The 16131-nt window shown below is 71.2% G+C and carries 12 protein-coding genes and 1 pseudogene; 9 read left to right on the forward strand and 4 right to left on the reverse strand.

Annotation, left to right across the window (positions count from 1 at the left end):
• Window positions 1-45: 45 nt before the first annotated feature.
• Window positions 46-1272 (forward strand): serine hydrolase domain-containing protein, encoded by a 1227-nt coding sequence (locus AB0L21_RS27230; protein ID WP_365786985.1) that lies wholly within the window; start codon window positions 46-48, stop codon window positions 1270-1272.
• A gap of 382 nt (window positions 1273-1654) precedes the next feature.
• Here the strand turns inward: AB0L21_RS27230 and AB0L21_RS27235 are convergent, their stop codons facing one another.
• On the reverse strand, window positions 1655-1819 hold the full coding sequence (locus AB0L21_RS27235; RefSeq protein ID WP_365786987.1) for a hypothetical protein: 165 nt from the start codon (window positions 1817-1819) through the stop codon (window positions 1655-1657).
• A gap of 54 nt (window positions 1820-1873) precedes the next feature.
• On the opposite strand from AB0L21_RS27235, the gene AB0L21_RS27240 reads away from it, so the two are divergent.
• From AB0L21_RS27240 to AB0L21_RS27250, 3 genes are all read left to right on the forward strand, one after another.
• Window positions 1874-2494, forward strand: coding sequence for an L-threonylcarbamoyladenylate synthase (locus tag AB0L21_RS27240; protein ID WP_365710110.1), 621 nt, complete (start codon window positions 1874-1876; stop codon window positions 2492-2494).
• Between the two features lie 148 nt (window positions 2495-2642).
• A complete protein-coding gene (locus AB0L21_RS27245) occupies window positions 2643-3398 on the forward strand; it encodes a dienelactone hydrolase family protein (RefSeq protein WP_365710112.1) in 756 nt (251 codons plus the stop codon).
• Window positions 3399-3548: 150 nt separating this feature from the next.
• Window positions 3549-4763, forward strand: a complete 1215-nt coding sequence (locus AB0L21_RS27250; protein WP_365786989.1) for a glycoside hydrolase family 64 protein — start codon at window positions 3549-3551, stop codon at window positions 4761-4763.
• Window positions 4764-4822: 59 nt separating this feature from the next.
• Here AB0L21_RS27250 and AB0L21_RS27255 read toward each other — a convergent pair whose 3' ends face one another.
• On the reverse strand, window positions 4823-7225 hold the full coding sequence (locus tag AB0L21_RS27255; RefSeq protein ID WP_365786991.1) for a M4 family metallopeptidase: 2403 nt from the start codon (window positions 7223-7225) through the stop codon (window positions 4823-4825).
• A 292-nt stretch (window positions 7226-7517) separates the two neighbouring features.
• Here AB0L21_RS27255 and AB0L21_RS27260 point away from each other — a divergent pair.
• From AB0L21_RS27260 to AB0L21_RS27270, 3 genes and pseudogenes are all read left to right on the forward strand, one after another.
• A pseudogene (locus tag AB0L21_RS27260) lies at window positions 7518-8135 on the forward strand (SAM-dependent methyltransferase); the annotation flags it as partial.
• 260 nt (window positions 8136-8395) lie between these two features.
• On the forward strand, window positions 8396-9907 hold the full coding sequence (locus AB0L21_RS27265) for a metallophosphoesterase (protein ID WP_365786993.1): 1512 nt from the start codon (window positions 8396-8398) through the stop codon (window positions 9905-9907).
• Window positions 9908-9994: 87 nt separating this feature from the next.
• Window positions 9995-11023: an LLM class flavin-dependent oxidoreductase gene (locus AB0L21_RS27270; protein ID WP_365710120.1), complete on the forward strand. Its 1029-nt coding sequence runs from the start codon at window positions 9995-9997 to the stop codon at window positions 11021-11023.
• A gap of 1 nt (window position 11024) precedes the next feature.
• Here AB0L21_RS27270 and AB0L21_RS27275 read toward each other — a convergent pair whose 3' ends face one another.
• Together AB0L21_RS27275 and AB0L21_RS27280 are read right to left on the reverse strand one after the other, a co-directional pair.
• Window positions 11025-11999, reverse strand: coding sequence for a TauD/TfdA family dioxygenase (locus tag AB0L21_RS27275; protein ID WP_365786995.1), 975 nt, complete (start codon window positions 11997-11999; stop codon window positions 11025-11027).
• Between the two features lie 27 nt (window positions 12000-12026).
• A complete protein-coding gene (locus AB0L21_RS27280; protein WP_365787026.1) occupies window positions 12027-13607 on the reverse strand; it encodes a glycoside hydrolase family 32 protein in 1581 nt (526 codons plus the stop codon).
• Between the two features lie 154 nt (window positions 13608-13761).
• Between AB0L21_RS27280 and AB0L21_RS27285 the strand changes: the two genes are divergently transcribed.
• Together AB0L21_RS27285 and AB0L21_RS27290 are read left to right on the forward strand one after the other, a co-directional pair.
• Window positions 13762-15171: an extracellular solute-binding protein gene (locus AB0L21_RS27285; protein ID WP_365786998.1), complete on the forward strand. Its 1410-nt coding sequence runs from the start codon at window positions 13762-13764 to the stop codon at window positions 15169-15171.
• Window positions 15168-16118: a sugar ABC transporter permease gene (locus AB0L21_RS27290; protein ID WP_365787000.1), complete on the forward strand. Its 951-nt coding sequence runs from the start codon at window positions 15168-15170 to the stop codon at window positions 16116-16118. Before AB0L21_RS27285 ends, AB0L21_RS27290 begins: the two co-directional genes overlap by 4 nt.
• The last annotated feature ends 13 nt before the right edge of the window (window positions 16119-16131 follow it).

The raw sequence follows: 16131 nt of genomic DNA on the forward strand, positions 1-16131 counted from the left end.
GTCCGCCCCGCGCACGGTCGCCCCTCACGTGCTTGGAGTCAGCCCATGTCGCCCACGTCCCGCCTGCGCCGGGGAGCCATGGCCGCCGTACTGGCGGGAACGCTGTGCGCGCCGCTCACGGCAGGGGCCGTACCGGACGCGTCCGTCGCCGCCCCGCCCAGCCCGTCGGCCTCGGAACCGGACGTACGCGCCCTCTCCCCCGCCGTGACACGCCAACTCGACGCGACCGTACGGCGGGTGATGCGCGAGGCGAACGTGCCGGGCGTGACCGTGGGCATCTGGACACCGGGCCGGGACGGTTACGTCCGCTCGTTCGGCGTCGCCGACAAGGCGACCGGCCGGAAGATGACGCCGGACCTGTACACGCGCATCGGCAGCGAGACGAAGACGTTCACCGTGACAGCGCTGCTGCAACTGGTGGACCGGGGAAAGGTCGGCCTCGACGACACGATCGGCAGGTACGTCGACGGCGTACCCAACGGGGACCGGATCACGCTCCGCCAGCTGGCCGGCATGCGCAGCGGACTGTTCAACTACTCCGAGGACGACGACTTCTTCAAGGCGCTCACCTCCGACCCCCACCGCCCCTTCACGCCACGGCAGTTGCTCGACTACGCCTTCAGGCATCCGGTGCTGTTCCCGCCGGGCGCGGAGTTCTCCTACAGCAACACGAATCTCATTCTGCTCGGTCTGGTCGTGGAGAAGGAGAGCGGTCAGCGCCTCGGGGACTACGTCCAGCAGCACATCCTCGGCCCGGCCGGCATGAAGCACACGCTCTTCCCGCGGGGCAGCGAGTTCCCCACCCCGCACGCGCAGGGCTACACCGACCAGACCGCGAACGGGAAGGTCGCCGACACGGCCGGCTGGAACCCGTCCTGGGGCTGGGCCGCCGGGGCGATGATCTCCACACTGGACGACCTGCGCGTCTGGGCGCCCACGGTCGCCACCGGCGAACTGCCCGACGGCAGACGCCTGATCAGCCCCGCCACGCAGAAGCAGCGCCTCATCACCCCGGCGACCCCGATCCCGGGCGCCGGCTACGGGCTGGGCATCTTCGACGTACAGGGCTGGCTCGGCCACAACGGCTCCCTGCCCGGCTACGAGTCGCTGACCATCTACTTTCCGACGACGCGCACGACCCTCGTCGTCCTCCTCAACACCGACATCAACCACGACGACGAGGAACCCAGCACACTGTTCGGCCGGGCGATCACGGAAATCATCTCTCCGCGACACGTGTTCGACCTGCCGGCCGCACCCGCGGCCAGATAGGACCAGCTCGGTCAGTCATCGGCCCGTTCCGCCGGCGGCCTGGGGGGGGTGGCCGCCGGCGGAGACGCCGCGCCCCGGGCGGGGGGAAGGCCCTGGGCGGCTCAGAGGTCGGATGCCCTGGAATCCGGGAAGTACGCCGACGAATTCCGGCTGATTCCCAGATTCCCACCGTAGGCGTTGGTCACCCACTGCAACTGGGCGGTGGACGCGTGCAGTTCGCGCCGCCGGGCGGCGGCGGTGGCCGGCGCCGTGGGCGACACGGAAGACGCCGGCGGCGCGGGCACGGCGCAGTGATCCACGGGTGACACAGGAGAACGCCCACGACGGCATACGCCCCTCCGGGACCGGCGACGGCGCGTACGGGCGCCGACGCCGTAGGGGGCTACGGTTCCGTGGGCAGCGGAATGGAGCCCGCGGCGGCCTCGCGGACCGTGACGCCCTCGTGCCCGGCGACGTGGCGCAGCAGGTTGAGGTGTCCCTCGGGCGGCTTGGGAAGGGCGTGGTCGCGGGTGACGAGCCGGTCCGGGGCCCGGTGCGGCGCGGGCACGGCATCGGCGAGCGCCGAGGCGCCCCACGCCCCACGACGGCATAAGCTCGGCAGATGGCGAAGTACTTCGACGTGCACCCCGAGAACCCGCAGCCGCGCAGCATCGGCCAGGTCGCCGACGCGGTCCGCTCGGGGGCACTCATCGCATACCCGACCGACTCCTGTTACGCGCTCGGCTGCCGGCTGGGCAGCCGGGACGGCATGGACCGGATCCGCTCCATCCGCCGGCTGGACAACCGGCACCACTTCACCCTGATGTGCCGGGACTTCGCGCAGCTCGGCCAGTTCGTCCGGGTGGACAACGACGTGTTCCGGGCCGTGAAGGCGTCGACGCCGGGCAGCTACACGTTCATCCTGCCGGCCACCCGCGAGGTGCCGCGCATGCTCCAGCACCCGAAGAAGAAGACCGTGGGCGTGCGCATCCCCGACCACGTGGTCACCCAGGCGCTGCTGGCGGAGCTGGGTGAGCCGCTGCTGTCCAGCACACTGCTGCTGCCGGACGAGCAGGAGCCGCTGACCCAGGGCTGGGAGATCAAGGACCGGCTCGACCATGTGGTGGACGCCGTCGTCGACTCGGGTGACTGCGGCACCGAGCCGACGACGGTCGTCGACTTCTCCGGTGGCGAGGCGGAGATCGTCCGGCGGGGCGCCGGGGACACCAGCCGTTTCGAGTGAGCGCCGAGGGCATCGGGTGGGACCGGGTGAGCGCCGGGGCACCGGCCGGGTGCGCCGGACTGGATCTTGCGTGGCAGCATGGCCGTAGCCGCGGCGCCGGGCGGGCATCCGCCGCCCGGCGCCATCCCCGAGGGAGGGCCTTCTCACCATGACCGATGTCCGGGCGACCGCCGTCGACATCCCCACCGAGGACGGCGTCGCCGACGCGTATCTCGTCCACCCGGCCGACGGCCGCCCCCGTCCGGCCGTCCTCTTCTACCAGGACGCCTACGGTCTGCGGCCGTATCTGCGGTCGATGGCCGACCGGCTCGCCGGCGCCGGCTACACGGTGCTGGTGCCGAACGTGTTCTACCGCCTGGGCCGGGCGCCGGTCCTGGAACTGCCCGAGTTCATCGATCCGGGCGCCGACCCGACCCTCTGGGAGCGGCTCGGCCCGATCGTGGCCGGACTGACGCCGGACCAGGTCAGGCGGGACGCGGACGCCTGTCTGCGGTGGCTGGCCGACAGCCCGGTCGCGGCCGACGGCCCGGTCGCGCTGACCGGCTACTGCATGGGCGCCCGGCTCGTGCTGTGGACCGCGGGCGCCCACCCGGACCGGGTCGCGGCGGGGGCCGGGTTCCACGGCGGGCGCCTCGCCACCGACGACCCGGACAGCCCGCACCTTCAGGCCCCGAACATCACCGCTGAGCTGTACTTCGGGCACGCCGACGAGGACCCGTCGCTGCCCCCGGAGCAGGTGGCGCGCTTCGAGGAGGCGTTGACCGCCGCCGGGGTACGGCACACCAGCGAGGTGTACGCCGGCGCCCACCACGGCTACACCCAGGCGGACACCCCGGCTTACGACCGGAAGGCCGACGAGCGGCACTGGGCGGCCCTGCTCGACTTGCTCAAGCGCACGTTCTGACGCCGGGACCCGGCGCCCGCCCCCCGAGCGGTCGCCGGGCCGATCCTGTTCACCTCATTGACATGAACGCGTCTCGGCATGAATCTGAGAGCGCTCTCAAACCGGTACGGACCAAGTCCGTACGACCCCGACCCCACACGGAGGTGGAGAGTGCCTCACAGGCCCACCCGCCGCGCGCTTCCCCGTCGCGCGCTCCCCCTGGCCGCCGCCGCGGCGCTGCTCGGCGGACTGCTCGCCCTCGGCGCACCGGAGCGCGCCGACGCCGCCGTCCCCGACACCATCCCCCTGAAGATCACCAACAACTCGGGCCGTTCCGAGCCGGTGTACCTCTACGACCTCGGCACCCAGCTGTCCTCGGGACGGCAGGGCTGGGCCGACGCGAGCGGCGCCTTCCACGCCTGGCCGGCGGGCGGCAATCCGCCGACTCCCGCACCGGACGCGGCGATACCCGGCCCGGCCGCCGGACAGTCCACGACCATCCGCATCCCCAAGTTCTCCGGCCGCATCTACTTCTCGTACGGCCGGAAGCTCGACTTCAGGCTCACCACGGGCGGGTTGGTGCAGCCGGCCGTCCAGAACCCGTCCGACCCCAACCGGAACATCCTCTTCAACTGGTCGGAGTACACGCTCAACGACTCCGGGCTGTGGCTCAACAGCACCCAGGTGGACATGTTCTCGGCGCCGTACGCGGTCGGGGTGCAGCGGGCCGACGGCAGCGTGAGCAGCACCGGGCATCTGAAGTCCGGTGGCTGGACCGGCTTCTTCAACGCGCTGCGCGGACAGCCGGGCGGCTGGGCGGGCCTGATCCAGACCCGCTCCGACGGCACCGTGCTGCGCGCGCTGTCCCCGCTGTACGGCGTGGAGACCGGCGCGCTGCCGGCGAACGTGATGGACGACTACGTCAACCGGGTCTGGCAGAAGTACACGACCTCCACCCTGACCGTCACGCCGTTCGCGGACCAGCCGAACACCAAGTACTACGGCCGTGTCTCCGGGAACGTCATGAACTTCACCAACGCCTCCGGTGCGGTCGTCACCAGCTTCCAGAAGCCGGACGCGGCCAGCATCTTCGGCTGCCACAAGCTGCTGGACGCCCCCAACGACAACGTCCGCGGGCCCATCTCCCGCACGCTGTGCGCCGGTTTCAACCGGTCGACCCTGCTGGTGAACCCCAACCAGCCGGACACCACGACGGCGAACTTCTACCAGGACACGGTGACCAACCACTACGCGCGCAAGATCCACGCGCAGATGGCCGACGGAAAGGCGTACGCGTTCGCCTTCGACGACGTCGGCAACCAGGAGTCCCTGGTGCACGACGGCAGCCCGCGGCAGGCGTATCTGACGCTGGATCCGCTGAGCTGACACGAGAGCGGTCCCGCACCCGGCTGTCCGGGTGCGGGACCGCTGTCGTCGGTGCCGGCTCAGCCGGTCGTCAGGGCCGTGTCGTCCACGACGAAGCTGGTCTGGAGGGAGGAGTCCTCCACACCGTTGAACTTCAGCGTGACCGTCGAGCCCGCCAGCGAGGAGAGGTCGAAGGTCTTCTGGGTGTAGCCGGAGGCCGCGTTCAGGTTCGAGTAGGTGGCGAGGGTCTTCGAACCGGCGGTCACCGTCAGCTTGTCGTACTGGGTGCTGGTGGTGGTCTCGGCGGTGTCGATGTGCAGGTAGAAGGTCAGGGTCGCCTTGCAGCCCGCGGGGATGGTCACCGACTGGGACAGGGTGTCGGTGTGCGAGGAGCCGTACCCGTCCAGCCAGGCCTTGTAGGAGCCGCTGTGGGAGGCCTCACCGCTGTCGGTGGTGATGACGCCGCTGGTCGCGGTCCAGCCGGTGCTGCCCGACTCGAAGCCGGGGTTGCTCAGCAGCTGGGTCGGGGTGCAGCCGCCGCCGGTCGCGCTGACCGTCCAGCCGAAGGTGGCGGTGCCGGTCGCGCCGGTGGAGTCCTTCACCGTGACGGTGGTGCTGGACGTGCCCGCCGCGGTGGGCGTACCCGAGATCAGACCGGTCGAGCTGTTGATCGACAGGCCGGCGGGCAGACCGGAGGCGCTGTAGGTCAGCGCGCCGCTGTTGGTGCTGCTCGCCTGGATCTGCAGGTTCACGGCGGTGCCGACGGTGGAGGACTGGCTGCCCGGGTTGGTGACCGTCACCCCGCTGCTCGGCGGGTTGATGTGGCTGCCGACGTTGATGCCGGCGAAGGCGTTGCCCACCCCGGCGTACTGCGTGGAGTTGGTGCCGTACAGCGCGGCGGCGGCGTTGAGGGCGGCGGTGCGGGCGCCGGCGTAGTTGGTGCTGGACGTCATGTACGTCGTCAGCGCCTTGTACCAGATCTTCAGGGCGGCGTCGCGGCCGATGCCGGTGACGGCGACGCCGTCGGAGGTCGGGCTGTTGTAGGTCACGCCGTTGACGACCTTGGTGCCGCTGCCCTCGGACAGCAGGTAGAACATGTGGTTCGCCGGGCCCGAGGAGTAGTGCACGTCCAGGTTGCCGACGCCGGAGTACCAGCTGTCCGCCGAACCGCCGTCCTTGCTCGGCTTGTCCATGTACCGCAGCGGCGAGCCGTCGCCGTTGATGTCGATCTTCTCGCCGATGAGGTAGTCGCCGACGTCCTTGGAGTTGTTCGCGTAGAACTCCACGCCCGTGCCGAAGATGTCGGAGGTCGCCTCGTTCAGCCCGCCCGACTCACCGCTGTACTCCAGACCGGCGGTGTTGGAGGTGACGCCGTGGCTCATCTCGTGGCCGGCCACGTCCAGCGAGGTCAGGGCGTGGGTGTTGCCCGAGCCGTCGCCGTAGGTCATGCAGAAGCAGCTGTCGTCCCAGAAGGCGTTGACGTAGCCGCTGCTGTAGTGGACGCGGCTGTAGGCGGCGACGCCGTCGTTCTTGATGCCGCTGCGCCCGAAGGTGTTCTTGTAGAAGTCCCAGGTCTCCTGGGCGCCGTAGGCGGCGTCGGCGCCGGCGGTCTGGGTGTTGGAGCCGGTCCCGTCGCCCCAGACGTCGTCGGCGTCGGTCATCAGGGTGCCGGTGCCGGAGGTGCCCCGGTTGAGGTTGTACGTCTTGTGGCCGCCGCGCGTGGTGTCGTACAGCTGGTACGTCGAGCCCGACAGCGTGGTGTTCAGGGTGACGGTGCCGCTGTACTGGGTGTTGCCGGTGCCGGTCTTGATCGCCTGGTACCGGTACAGCTCCTTGCCGGTGGTGGCGTCGGTGATGACGTGCAACTGGCTGGGGGTGCCGTCGTCCTGGAAGCCGCCGACCACCGTCTCCCAGGCGAGCTTCGGGGTGCCGTTGCCGGCCCAGATCACCTTGCGGGCGCTGTCGGTCGTGGGCTTCTCGGCGTCGAGGGCCCGCGCGGCCTTCAGGGCCTTGGTCTCGGCGGCGGCCTTGGTGAAGGTCGCGGTGGTGGAACGCACCTTGATCGTGCGCTTGCTGTTGAAGGTGGTGCTCACGGTCCCCGTGGCCCGGGATGCGGGCGGGGTGTGCACGACGAGGTCGCCGCCGAGGACGGGCAGCCCGGCGTACGTGCGCTCGTACCGCGTGTGCAGGGTGCCGTCGTTGTCCTTGACGACGTCCTTGACGACCAGCTTCTCCTGGGCACCGAGGCCGAGGGTGCGGGCGGTCGTGGCGGTCTGCTGCCGGGCGCTCTTGATCAGCGCCTGGTGCTGGGCCGGGCTCAGCTCGGCCTCCAGGCCGCCGGTGCGCAGCGGGCCGGGGTGGGGAGCGGCCGGTGCGGCGGTCGCCGGAACCGCCTGGAGGCCGACGGCGAGGAAGGCCGCGGTGGAGACCAGGGCGGCTCCGACCGTGGCTCTCTTGTGGGGAAGGGGTCTGTGGGGTCTCACTCGTACTCCTCCTGCTGCGGCCGCCCGGTCGGCGGCCGGTGACAGACGGGCAGAGGGGTCTGCTGCCCGGGGTGAGCTGAGCTGTGCGGGACCGTGATCCATGAACGGGTGGGGTGGATCAGCGTGCTGAGGGAGAATGACAGCATTGACCGAGTCATGTCACCTCACGGCGGGTCAATCGAGGGTTTTCCCTATCGGCCCAGAACACGAACAGGGAGGTGGGAAGGGGGGCTTGGGACTAGGTTGGGCGCGCGCGGAATGCAGGCCTCGGCTGAAAAGAGGGGCACGACTCATGACCGATCCGGCCACGACGCACGCGTCGGCGACGCATCAGCTGATCGACACGTCGGTGCCGCACTCGGCCCGCATCTGGAACTACTGGCTCGGCGGCGAGGACAACCACCCGGTCGACGAGCAGGCCGGCGACGCGTACTCCGCCGTCTTCCCCGGCATCGTCACCATCGCCCGCAGCAGCCGTGCCTTCCTGCGCCGCACCATCACCCACCTGGTCCGCGAAGCGGGCACCCGGCAGTTCCTGGACGTCGGCACCGGCCTGCCGACCGCCGAGAACACCCACGAGGTCGCCCAGCGGCTCGCACCCGAGTCCCGGATCGTGTACGTCGACAACGACCCGTTGGTCCTGGCCCACGCCCGGGCGCTGCTCCACTCCACCCCCGAGGGCGCGACCGCCTACATCGACGCCGATGTCACGGACCCGGACCGCATCCTCGCGACCGCCGCCGAGACGCTGGACCTGACCCGGCCGACCGCGCTCGTCCTCAGCAACATCCTGGGCCATGTCGCCGACCACGGCCAGGCCCGCTCCATCGTCGGCCGGCTGATGTCCGCCCTGCCACCGGACAGCCACCTCTGCGTCGACGACGGGACGCTGGGCATCGACCCGGTCTTCCTCCACGGTCACCTCGCCGCCTAGCGCGAGCCCTTCCGGCGTGCGCACCGCCCCCTCTTCAGCAACATCCTGGACCAGCGGCCACCTCGCCGATGTCCGTGGATTCCTCGCCGGGCACGGCGACGAAGCAGTACGGCGACGCTCCCCGCCACTCGCCGTGGCGCAGAGCGTAGTGGTCCCCGAACCGGCCCAGATCCCGGGCGCGTTGAGCGAGACCCCGGCGTCCCACCGCTGACCGGCGCGTTGTTACCGTGCACCGCGTGTCTGACTCCTCACGCGATACCGCACAAGGCGCCGGCTGGGGCGTGGCCGAACCCGGCACCTACAAGCGGCTGATGCCGGACCACGTCGAGAAGCTGTCGTGGCTGAACCCGCGCGTTCTGTGGGCCGCCCGCAACGGCGTGCTGGCGTCCTGGTTCGGCGATCCGACCGGCCGTACCCGCAGCCGCTGGGTGGCCTCCCGGGCGGCTGCGGGAGCGCCCGCGGACAAGGTGATCCGGCGGGACGTACCGGAACGGTTCTCCTTCATGGTCATCGGGGACACGGGTGAGGGGGACGACTCGCAGTACGCCGTCGTGCCGGGGTTTCTGAGGGCGGGTCGGGGTACCGACTTCGCGGTGATCGCCAGCGACGTCATCTATCCCGTCGGCAGCGCCGGCGACTACGGCGACAAGTTCTTCCGGCCCTACCAGGACTATCCCGCTCCGATCTACGCGATCCCCGGCAACCACGACTGGTACGAGGACCTCGGCGCCTTCATGCGTGTCTTCTGCGCCGACGCCCGGCCGCCCGGCCCGGAGCCCCGGCCCCGCCCGCTCACCCGCGCCTGGTGGCGTTCCCTGCTGTGGCACCGGGCGGGTCCCGCCGACGAGCAACGGCTGGCGGCGGCACGGACGTTGCGTTCCGAGCCGGGCCAACAGGCCGTGCAGCCGGGCCCGTACTGGGCGATCGACGCGGGACCGGTGCGGATCGTCGGCATCGACACCGGTCTGCTGGGCACGGTCGACGCCGAACAGGGCGCCTGGCTGCGGGAGATCTCCCGGGGGCCCCGGCCGAAGATCCTCGTCACCGGATCGCCGTTGTACGTCGACGGAGAGCACCACCCCTGCCCCATCGAGGGCGGCGGCACGGTGGACGAGATCGTACGGGCTCCCGAGCACCACTACGTGGCCGCGATCGGCGGCGACATCCACAACTACCAGCGGTATCCGGTCGACGTGGAGGGCCGCACGATCCAGTACGTCGTCGCGGGCGGCGGCGGGGCGTTCATGCACGCCACGCACACCATCCCGCGCGTCTCGGTCGGCGGTGTCACCGAGGACGCGTTCCGCTGCTACCCGCTGCGCGGCGACTCGCTCGCCTTCTACAGCCGCCTGTACGGCCGCAGACTCCGGCTGCGGCGCTTGTTCACCCTCACCGAGGCGGAGGCGACGGCCGTGATCGCCGAACGGCTCGGCATCGAGCCGGCCCGCGCACCCGGCCCGGACGTCCGGGTCACCCGCCGTACCCGCCTGGTCGCGCGCCTCCTCGGGGCCGGCCGCCGCCCCGGCCGGCCCGCCCGGTTCCGGCTGCCCGTGCGGAAGGTCTACACCCAGCTGTTCTCGCCGTCCTCCGCCACCTACAGCCCGCCCTTCTTCAAGTGCTTCCTGCGGCTGGACGTCGGTCCGGACGCGGTCCGGCTGCGCTGCTTCGCCGCGACCGGCAACCGCGCGCAGGAACTCGACCCGCCGGTCGAGGACGAGGTCGTCATCCCGCTGCCCCGGACAGCATGATCAGGGGCCCGGCCGGCTGATCACACGGTTGTCACACTCGCCTGCGAGAATCGGTGCGGAGCCGACGTACGACCGCTGGAGGAGCCCGTGCCGTCCACCCCTCGCCCGCTGCGCAAGCTGGGCTTCCTCACCATCGGCCTGTTCGACCCGGCGGACCCGGGCCGGGGCCACGAGTCCACCCTGGAGATCATCGAGCTGGGCGAACGGCTCGGCTTCGACAGCGCCTGGGTCCGCCACCGGCATCTGCAGTACGGCATATCGTCCCCGGTCGCCGTGCTGGCCGCCGCCTCGCAGCGCACCCGCAGGATCGAGCTGGGCACCGCGGTGACACCGCTCGGTTGGGAGAACCCGCTGCGGCTCGCCGAGGACCTGGCGACGGTGGACGTGCTGTCCGGCGGCCGGCTGAACCCGGGCGTCAGCGTGGGCCCGCCGGCGCACTTCGACCAGGTCAAGGACGCCCTCTACCCGGACACCGCCGACGCGGAGGACTTCTCGTACGAGCGCGTACGGCGGCTGCTGGACCTGGTGCGCGGCAAGCCCGCCACCGGCTTCAGCGGGGTGGAGGGGATCGAGGTCTTCAGCGATGTCGTCCAGCCCCACTCCCCCGGACTCGGCCGGCGGCTGTGGTACGGCGGCGGCAGCCTCGGCTCGGCGCGCTGGGCCGGCGAGAACGGCATGAACTTCCTGACGAGCAGCGTCGTCAAGGCGGAGAACCCTCAGGCGCCACTGGACTTCGCGGAGATCCAGCTGTCCCACATCCGCGCGTTCCGCGCCCACCACCCGGACGGGGACGCGGCCCGCGTCTCCCAGGGGCTGGTGGTGATCCCCACCGACTCGGCGACACCGCGGCAGCGCGCCAAGTACGAGGCCTACGCGGCCGGGCGCCTGCCCCGTACCGCGTCTCCGCAGGGCCCGGCGCGGCTGCTGTTCGCGCCGGATCTGGTCGGCACCTCGGCGGAGCTGGCCGAACGGCTGCACGCGCACGCCGCGTTCCGCGAGGTCGACGAGGTGGCGTTCGCGCTGCCGTTCACGTTCGAGCACGAGGACTACGTGCAGATCCTGACCGACATGGCGACGCGGCTGGGTCCGGCGCTGGGGTGGCGGCCCGGCGGCTGAGTCACCAGCGGCCCGCTTCCGTGCCGGTGATCGGTTCGGAGGGCCGTCCGTCGACCCCGACCGGCACCTCGCCGTGGAGCATCACCCGGTGCATGATCCGCGGGGAGCCCACGTGCGCGTGGTCGCTGGGGGCCAGGTGCATGGTGGCCCGGTTGTCCCAGAAGGCGACGCTGCCGGGCTCCCAGCGGAAGCGGACCGTGTACTCGGGACGCACGGCCTGCTCCACCAGCATCTCCAGCAGCGCCGCGCTCTCCGGCCGGGAGACGTCCACGATCTGCTCGACGTAGTAGCCGTTCACGAACAGCACCCGCTCGCCGGTCTCCGGGTGCACCCGGACCAGCGGGTGCACGGAGGCGACCTGGTGGTCCAGCAGGTGGCGGAGGTAGGCGTCGTCGCCGGGCCGGGGCTGGTAGCCGACGCCGAGCCGGTGCTCGGCGCGCAGGCCGTCGACGAGGGCGCGGACCGGGGCGGACAGACCGGCGTAGGCGGCGGCCAGGTTGGCCCAGGTGGTGTCGCCGCCGTAGGGCGGGACGGCCTCGGCGCGCAGGACGGTCGCGGCCGGCGGGTCGATCCGGGCGCCGTGGTCGCAGTGCCAGCCGCGCAGCAGGGTGTGCCGGCGCCGGCCCAGCCACTCGTCGTGGTCCATGCCGTACCGTCCGCCCAGTTCCAGCCGGTCGGCGGTGGTCTCGATCTCGGGGAAGCCGGGCGGCGAGTGCGGTCCGCGGCGCGGGAGGACGACCGGCTCGCCGAAGCGGCGCGCGAAGGCGACGTGCCCGGCGTGGTCCAGCCGCTGGCCGCGGAAGAACACCACCTTCCAGCGCAGCACCGCGTCCCTGATGAGCGCGGTCACCGCGTCGTCCAGCGGCTCGGCGAGGTCGACGCCGTTGATCTCGGCGCCGATGTGCCCGGCGACCGGCCTCACCTCCACGCCCGGGACGTGCCCCGTTCCGTCCGCGGTCGCCCTGTCCGTCGTCATGCGCCCTCCGGTGCTCGTCCGTGTCCGCTACCGGGGAGATCGTGACACTCCCTGCCCCGGCACGGCGAACTCCCGTATCACCGTGTTCCGGAAGACAGCGGTGCCGCCGACGCTGAACAGGGCCAGGCGGTCGTCGACCAGATAGGGGAACACCTCGGCGGAGTGCACGTACCGGCCGTCGTCCACGAACATCTCGACGGACGTACGGTCCACGAGGATCCTCAGCCGCACCCGGCCGGCGGACCGGTCGAACGGGGTGCGGCTCTCCTGCCGGGTGCCGCCCGTGTCGGGATTGACGGTGCCGCGCCGGTTGAGGAAGGCGTAGTCGCCGTACACCCCGGCGTCGATGTGCCGGACGCCGTCCGGGGAACGGCGCAACTGGACCCCGGCGCCGGTGAGCTGGGACCAGGTGATCTCGGTGGTCAGCTCGTAGGAGATGCCGGTGTGGTCCAGCGTGCGGGTGCCGTCGACCGTCAGGTCGCCGAGGCGCACGGTCCGGGAGACGTACGCGTCGAGCGTGGAAACCGGGCGGGAGGCGAGGTAGTGGCCTCCGGAGGCAGCCCTCTTCAGGGTGATCTCGCGGACGATCGCGTCGGTGCCGTTGAAGCCGTCGCAGTCGATGGTGGGCGTGGTGTGCGCGTAGGCCCAGTTGTTCAGCCAGCCGAGGGCGTGACGCGTGGCCGGGTCCACCGTGCCGTCGGGCTTGCGCTTCTCGAAGGTGACGGCCGCGTACCAGTCCCAGCCGTGGTCGAGCCACTGCGGGTCGGCGAAGTCGGCGGTGAACGCCGCGCCGTCGAACGAACCCGTCCAGTAGGCGTAGGTGTGGGGCTGCCCGGAGCCGGTGCCGTCCGCGCTCACGCCCAGCACCCACTTCACGGTGCCGTCGTCGGCGGTGATGCGGAACAGGTCGGGGCATTCGAGGACGCCAAGGCCGTCCTTGACGAAACCACCCGCGTACGTCCAGGACCTGAGGTCCGCCGAGTGGTAGAAGCCGACCTTGTTCCGTTCGGCGAGGGCCATCACCCAGCGGTCGTGGTCGTCGTCGCGGATCACCTTGGGGTCGCGGAAGTCGAGGACGCCCGGGTTGGCGAGAACGGGATCGGTGCCGTGGTTCGTGAACGTACGGCCGCCGTCCGTCGAGTAGTACAGGAACTGCTCCTGATGGTCGGTGCCGCCGCCGGGTGACATGGTGACGACGGCGACGACCGCGCCCGGGCCGAAGCCGGCCGTGCCGCGGGTGTCGACCACCGCCGAGCCCGACCACACGTCGCCGTTGACGGTCGTGTCCTTGGGGACGGCGATGCCCCGGTCGGTGAAGGAGACGAGGTCGGTGCTGGTGGCCAGCCGCCATGCGGTGCCCTCGCGGCCGTCCAGGTAGTCGGCGTTGTAGAGGTAGTAGCAGTGGTACTCGCCGTCGATCCAGACCGGGCGCTGCGGGTCGTTCTTCCACTGGTCGGGCACGGTGAAGTGGTAGTCGGCGCGGTACCGCGCGCATCCGGCCGCCGGCTCGGACCGCGGTTTCGCCCCGGCGGGCGCCGCGGGCAACAGCGCCGCGCCGGCTCCGGCGGCCGTGGAGGCGAACAGGGCTCGTCTGCTCGGACCCCGCATCATTCGGCGTCCCCTTCCTGACGGGTCATCGGCTCAAGGGACTGTAGACCTAACTCGTTAAAGGTCAAGTGTTCCCACGCCTTGACACGGATGTGACGCGCTTTTCATGATCTGGGGCATCACCCCTCGACTAACACGAGTTAGGCACGCTTGGATGACCGACTCGCTCTTCTCCCGCCGCACCCTGCTGCGGTACGGCGCCTACGGCGCGGGGGCCGCCGCGCTCGCCGGCACCGCCGCGAGCTGGCACCGGCTCACCGGCGCCGACATCCCGGGCCGGGACGACGGCTCCCTGGTCGTCGCCACCCTGGGTTCCGCGTTCGCCCCGGCCGGGGTCCGCGCCCTGGTCGACGGCTTCCGCCGGCTGCACCCCGACATCAAGGTCCGGATCAACGCCGTGCAGGCCGTGGACTGGTCGGACTTCTTCGCCAAGATCCTCACGCAGATCGCGGCGGGCACCGCGCCCGATCTGGTCTACGTGGCCACCGAGGGCGTGCAGTTGTTCGCCCGCCACCTGGGCGTGCCCCTGGACCGCTGGGTGCGGCGGGACGCGGCCGAACTGCGGGAGTACTTCGGCGACGTCCACCCCTCACTGGTGGAGTCGATGATGTACGAGGGCAGCCTCTACCAGCTGCCGATCGAGTTCAACGCCGCCGACATGTACCTCAACACCCAGGTGCTGCGGCGCGCCGGCGCGGAGTTCCCGGCCGGCGACTGGACGCGGGACGACTTCACCGCGCTGCTGCGCCGGATGAAGAAGGCGAGCGACTCCCACTTCACGCCGTACTTCTGGACCAACCGGCTGTGGGGCGGGGTGGTCCCCTGGCTGTTCGCGAACGGCACCAACCTGCTCGCCGAGTCCAAGGCGCCGGGCGGCTCCTGGCTGTGGGACGCCTTCTACCCGGCGGACCGGCGGCGGGGCCGCGGGGGCGGCTTCCGCTGGACGACCCCGCAGGCCACGGACGACCGGGTGGCGGAGGCGTACGACTATCTCGCCGGCCTGGTCCACGACGGACTGTGCACCCGCCCCGAGGGCGGCAACGGCCAGAACCTCATCGGGGTGTTCTCCACCGGCCGGGTCGGGGTCACGCCGGCCGGCGGCTTCTGGGCGGGCGGTCTCCATCTGGCCGGAATGCGCGCCGACGGCTTCGACGTGCAGTACTTCCCGCGCCGGCACACCCAGCGGCACCAGTTCGGCGCGGCCGGCTACGCGCTGCTGCGCACCTCGAAGAAGCAGGACGCGGCCTGGGAGTTCATCAAGTACTCGGCCCGCCGCGACACCCTGAGCAAGCTGTTCACCACCAACCAGACGACCCCGGCCCGTCGTTCGATGCTGACCGCGGACCGCTACCGGGAGACCGGCCCGGCGCACTGGCGGGTCTTCTACGACACCCTCGACCGGTTCCCCGACACCGGGCCCATCCCGGCCCCGCCGCAGGTCGCCGAGGTGACCCAGGTGCTGCTGAAGCACACCGGGACGGCGCTGTCGAGCCCGGGCGCGGTGGGGCCGGCGCTGCGCCGGATGCAGGGCGATCTGGAGAAGGCCATGGAGCGTGACGTATGACGGACACCCGGATCTCCCCCGTACGGCCGCGTGCCGCGAGCCCGGCCGTGCGGACCGTGCGCCCGGGAGCGCGTGAGCGGGGGACGCGGCTGCTGGCGGCTGTGTTCCTGGCGCCGACCGTGGTCGGGATCGTGGTCTTCACGGTCGTACCGATCGTCGGTTCGGTCGCGCTGAGCCTCTTCCACTGGAACGTGATCGATTCCCCCGGTTTCGCCGGTGCGGCCAACTACCGGGAGGTGTTCGGCGATGCGACCGTGCTGGTGTCCTTCCGCAACACCCTCGTCTTCATGATCTTCGCGGTCGCCGCGCAGCTCGTGATCGCGCTGGCGCTCGCGCTGACGCTGAACGGCCGGATGCCGGGCTGGCTGCGATCGGTCTTCCGCTCGGCGTTCTTCTTCCCGCTCGTGCTGTCCGCCGCGTCCATCTCGGTCGTGATGAAGTACCTGTTCAACCAGGACTTCGGAGTGGTGAACTGGCTGACCGGCCTGTTCGGGGTCGCTCCCGTGCCCTGGCTGACCTCCGAGCACGGCGCGATGGCCACGGTGGTCATCGTGTACGTGTGGCAGCAGTTCGGGTTCTCGTTCCTGCTGTTCGTGGGCGGACTGAACAACATCCCCAAGGAGATCCACGAGGCCGCCGCGCTCGACGGCGCCACCGGCCCGCGCAAGCACCTCGCCATCACGCTGCCGCTGCTCTCCCCCACCCTGCTGGTGGCCTCGGTGGTCGGCATCATCAACGCGCTCCAGGTCTTCGAGCAGCCGTACGTCCTCACCGACGGCGGCCCCGGCGACTCCACCCGCACGGTCGTGATGGTCATCTACGAGAAGGCCTTCGAGCAGCTGCGGTTCGGCGAGGCGTCCGCGGTCGGCGTGCTGCTGTTCGTGCTGATCATGGCGGTCACCGCCCTCCAGTTCCGGCTCAGCCGGCGTTTCGTCCACTACCAGTGAGCCGGGTGAGTCC

The organism is Streptomyces sp. NPDC052721, assembly GCF_040678315.1.
Taxonomy (GTDB): domain Bacteria; phylum Actinomycetota; class Actinomycetes; order Streptomycetales; family Streptomycetaceae; genus Streptomyces.